The 4,758-nt window shown below is 70.3% G+C and carries 4 protein-coding genes and 1 pseudogene; all 5 read right to left on the bottom strand.

Annotated features, from left to right (window positions below):
- Positions 1-155: 155 nt before the first annotated feature.
- Positions 156-1,292, bottom strand: coding sequence for an ABC transporter ATP-binding protein (locus VF612_RS11360; RefSeq protein ID WP_408659964.1), 1,137 nt, complete (start codon positions 1,290-1,292; stop codon positions 156-158).
- Positions 1,289-2,365, bottom strand: a complete 1,077-nt coding sequence (locus VF612_RS11355; protein ID WP_408659963.1) for an ABC transporter ATP-binding protein — start codon at positions 2,363-2,365, stop codon at positions 1,289-1,291. The genes VF612_RS11360 and VF612_RS11355 overlap by 4 nt, the downstream gene beginning before the upstream one ends.
- A 1-nt stretch (position 2,366) precedes the next feature.
- Positions 2,367-3,254 carry an ABC transporter permease gene (locus VF612_RS11350; protein ID WP_408659965.1) on the bottom strand — a complete coding sequence of 296 codons (888 nt, stop codon included), beginning with the start codon at positions 3,252-3,254 and terminating at the stop codon, positions 2,367-2,369.
- 38 nt (positions 3,255-3,292) lie between these two features.
- Positions 3,293-4,318 (bottom strand): ABC transporter permease, encoded by a 1,026-nt coding sequence (locus VF612_RS11345; RefSeq protein WP_408659962.1) that lies wholly within the window; start codon positions 4,316-4,318, stop codon positions 3,293-3,295.
- Between the two features lie 79 nt (positions 4,319-4,397).
- Positions 4,398-4,758 (bottom strand): annotated as a pseudogene (locus tag VF612_RS11340) (ABC transporter substrate-binding protein); the annotation flags it as partial.

The following is a 4,758-nucleotide window of genomic DNA, read 5'->3' as shown; positions in this document are numbered from 1 at the left end:
GGCGTCACCGGCGTCACGACGTCTGGCCACCGGGACCATCCTGGTCGCGACCGGCTTCCTGCTGCTGGGCACCTACTTCTTCACCAGCGAGTTCTGGGGCCCCGCGATCCTGGCCGTCGTGACCGGCTGAGGCCGCAACGTCCGCGCGCCGAGGTTCAGGCGACCGGCTCGACCACCAGGTCGGGGTCCCGCACCCGGACCCGACCGGCCAGGATGTCCTCGGCGTAGTGGCAGGCCACCCGGCGGCCCGGCGCCAGCTCCGTCAGCTCGCGCAGCTCGGGCACCTCGTCGTCGCAGCGCGTTGGCTGCCGGAACGGACAGCGGGTGTGGAACCGGCAGCCCGACGGCGGGTTGGCCGGGCTCGGCAGGTCCCCGCGGAGCAGGATCCGCTCCCGGCGGTCCTCGACCTCCGGGTCCGGGATGGGAATCGCCGACATCAGGGCGATCGTGTACGGGTGCAGCGGGCGGGCGTACAGGTCGTCGCCCGGCGCCTCCTCGACCAGCTGGCCGAGGTACATCACGCCGATGGTGTCGCTGATGTGGCGGACCACGGCCAGGTCGTGAGCGATCACGATGTAGGTCAGGCCGAGCAGCTCCTGGAGGTGCTCGAGCAGGTTGATCACCTGCGCCTGCACCGACACGTCGAGCGCACTGACCGGCTCGTCGGCGATCACCAGGTCGGGGTTGAGGATCATCGCCCGGGCGATGCCGATGCGCTGCCGCTGGCCGCCGGAGAACTCGTGCGGGTACTTCGCCAGCGCGGCCCGCGGCAGCCCCACCACCTCGAGCATCGAGAACACCTTGGCCAGGTGGCTGGCCGAGCTGTCGGCGCCGAACTCCTTGCGGTCGGCGTCGGCGAGCCCGTGCACCTGCAGCGGCTCGAGCAGCGAGCTCTGCACCGACTGGCGCGGGTCGAGGCTGGCCAGCGGGTCCTGGAAGACCATCTGCATCCGCCGCCGCATCAGCCGCAGCGGCTCCGGCGCCAGCGCGGCCACATCCTGGCCGTCGAAGATCACCGACCCGCTGGTTGGCTCCTCCAGCCGCAGCAGCCCGCGGCCCAGCGTCGACTTGCCGCAACCGGACTCCCCCACCAGCCCGTACGTCTGCCCCCGGGCGATCTCGAGGTCCACACCGTCGACAGCCCGGACGTGGCCCACGGTCCGGTCGAAGACCAGGCCGCGCTTGATCGGGAAGTGCACCTTGAGGCCGCGCACCGACAGCAGTGAACCCGACGACGGTTCCGGCTGCGACGTCGGCGGCGACGCATCCTGCGGCGACACGGGATGGCTCATCGGCGGATCTCCTGCGGAGGGTCGGGTGCGTCGGCCGGGTGGACGCAGCGCACCTGGTGCCCGCCTCGGCCCATCGGCATCAGGTTGAGGTCACCGACCACGCAGTCGTCGGCGGCATGGCGGCAGCGGGGAGCGAAGGCGCAGGCCTTGGACCAGGCGATGACGTCCCGCGGCGTCCCGGGGATCGGCGTCAGCGGCTCGCCGCGGGGGGCGTCGAGTCGGGGGATGGACTGGAGCAGCCCCTCGGTGTAGCGGTGCCGGGGGTGCGCGAACAGCTCGCGTCGGGGCGCCGACTCGACTATCCGGCCGGCGTACATCACGTTGACGAAGTCGCACAGCCCGGCCACCACCCCGAGGTCGTGGGTGATCATCACCATCGCGGTCCCTAGGTCGTTGACCAGCTCCTTGAGCAGCTCAAGCACCTGAGCCTGGATGGTCACGTCCAGCGCGGTGGTCGGCTCGTCGCAGATCAGCAGGGCCGGCTTGCAGGCCAGGGCGATCGCGATCAGCGCCCGCTGCCGCATGCCGCCGGACAGCTGGTGCGGGTACTCGCGCAGCCGTCGGCCGGGGTCGGGGATTCCACAGCGACGCAGCAGGTCCTCGGCCTCGCCGCGCGCGTCGGCTCGGGAGATGTCGTTGTGCCGGGTGAGCACCTCGGTGACCTGCAGGCCGATGGGGATCACGGGGTTGAGCGAGCTCATCGGGTCCTGGAACACCATGGCGATCTCGCGTCCGCGGAGGTCGGACATCTCCTTGGCGCCCAGGGTCAGCAGGTTGCGACCGCGGTAGTTGGCCTCGCCGGCGATCTGGGTGGCCCGGGAGGGCAGCAGCCCCATCACCGCCATCGAGGTGACGGACTTGCCGCTCCCCGACTCCCCCACGATGCCGACCACCTCGCCCGGCTTGACCGAGAAGGACACCTTGTCCACCGCGCGGGTCGCCCGGCCGTGGCGCTGCTGGAAGATGACGCTGAGGTCCTTCACCTCCAGCAGGACCTCGTTGCGGTTGACCGGCTGCCGGGTGGAGGCCTTGGTCAGGGTCTGGTCCCGCACGGGACTTCCCGAATGGCTCATCTCATCGCCTCGACTTCGGGTCCAGTGCTTCGCGCAACGCCTCGCCGAACAGGGTGAACCCCAGCGCCGTCACGGCGATGCAGATGCCGGGCAGCACGGTCAGGTGTGGGTCGCTCTGCAGCCGGTCCTGGGCCTTGACCAGCATCCGGCCCCACTCGGCCACGGCCGGGTCCGCAGCGCCGAGCCCGAGGTAGGACAGCGCCGCGACCTCGATGATCGCCGTGGCCAGGGTCAGCGTGGCCTGAACGATCACCGGACCCAGCGAGTTGGGCAGCACGTGGCTCATCACGATGGTGCGCCGCCGCAGACCCAGGGAGCTCGAGGCCAGCACGTAGTCCCGCCGTCGCTGGCCGAGCATCGAGCCGCGCAGCAGCCGAGCGAAGATCGGCACCTGAGCGGCGGCGATCGCGATCATGATGGCGAGCGGGTTCTGCCCCATCACCGCGGCGACGCTGACCGCCAGCAGCAGGGCCGGGATGGAGAGCAGGATGTCGACGATGCGCATCACCAGGGTGTCCACCCAGCCACCGAACGCGCCGGCCAGCAAGCCGAGCAGCGCTCCCCCGAGCAGCCCGAATGCCGTGGACACCACGCCGATGATCAGCGACTGGCGGGCCCCGTAGATCAGCTGGGTGAGCAGGTCAGAGCCGAACGGGTCCAGCCCGAGCGCGTGCTCGGGGGAGCGGCCCGGCACGTCCGACGGGGTCACTTCGCTGATCCATTCGCTGGTGGCCGGCTCGTACGGCGCCAGCACCGGGGCCAGCACCGCCAGCAGCACGAACGCCGCCACGATGACCAGGCCGATGATGGCGCCCGGGTTGCGCCGCAGCCGCTGCATCGCGCCCTGCCACAGGCTGGTGCCGTGTTCGTCGGACAGGGTGTCGGTCATCAGCTCTGACAGGGCCTGCGGCCGCACGGCCTCCGCGGTCACTGGGTCCTCAGTCTCGGGTCGACGACGCCGTAGCCGATGTCGACGACCAGGTTGACCAGGGCGTAGACCACGGCGATGAACAGGATGAAGCCCTGCAGCACGACGAAGTCCAACGAGCTGATGGCGTCGAAGAGGTAGGACCCGATGCCGTTGAAGGCGAACACCGACTCCGTCAGCACCGCCCCGGCCAGCAGGGCGCCGGTCTGCAGGCCGATGGTGGTCAGCACCGGCAGCATCGCGTTGCGCAGGACATGGCGCCGGGTGATCAACGATGCGGCGAGGCCCTTGGCGTTCGCGGTGCGGACGTAGTCCTCGTTCAGCACCTCGAGCACCGACGCCCGGGTCATCCGGACGATGATCGCGAGCGGGATCGAGCCCAGGGCGATGGCGGGCAGGATCAGGTGCAGCACGGCGTCCCAGGACGCGTCGAACTCACGGGTGATCAACCCGTCCAGCACATAGAAGTTCGTGATGTGCGTGGCGTCGATCCGCGGGTCCTGTCGGCCGGAGGCGGGCAAGAAGGCCAACGCACCCAACTGCCCCGGCAGCCCGACCGCGAACACGATCTTGAGCAGGTAGGCCAGCACGAACACCGGCACCACGACGCCGAGCAGCGAACCGCCGACGGCGAGGAAGTCGAAGACGCCACCGGACCGCTTGGCCGCGGCGTAGCCCAGCGGGATCCCGAGGGCGATGGCGAACAGCAGAGCCGCGATGCTCAGCTCGACCGTGGCCGGGAACCGGTCCAGGAACGTGCCGAGCACCGGCTGTCCGGTTCTCGGCGAGGTGCCGAAGTCCCCCTGGAGCAGCTTGCCCGTGTAGGTCACGTACTGCTCGAGCAGCGGCTTGTCGAAGCCGTAGGCCGCGTTCAGCCGGGCCACCAGCTCGGGTGTGGCCTTCTCCCCCAGCAGGCTCCGCGCCGGGTCCCCGGGCAGGGCCCGGACCCAGACGAAGAGGAGCACGCTGAGCCCGAAGAACACCGGGACCATCAGCAGCAGCCGCCGCACGATGAACCTCAGCACTGCGCCACCCTCCTAGCCGTGCTCCGAGGGGCTCAGCGCGCAGCTGCGCGCGCTGAGCCCGATAACGAGCTGCCATTCGTCAGCCGACGGTGACGTTGTTCCAGACCTCGTCCTGCACCGGGCTGGCGACGTACCCCTTGACGTCCTTGGCGAAGGCGAGCGACGGCGCGGGGTGCGCGATCGGCACGCCGGGAGCGAACTCGGCGATCTGCCCCGCGATCTTCTCGTACGCCGGGCCCTGCTCCTCCAGGGTGGGCAACGCGCGACCGGCGTCCAGCGCCTTGAACAGCTCCGGGTTGTCGAATCCCCACTCAGCGCTCTTGGCCCCGAAGAAGACACCGAGGAAGTTGTCCGGGTCGTTGTAGTCGCCGGTCCAGCCCAGCAGGTGGACGTCGCGCTTGGTCGTTCCCTGCGGACCGCTGGTCAGGTCCTGGTAGTCC

It is taken from the genome of Jatrophihabitans sp. (genome assembly GCF_036388195.1).
Lineage (GTDB): Bacteria > Actinomycetota > Actinomycetes > Mycobacteriales > Jatrophihabitantaceae > Jatrophihabitans_A.
Note: the sequence above shows the minus strand (reverse complement) of the source record. Positions and strands in the feature narration are given on the sequence as shown.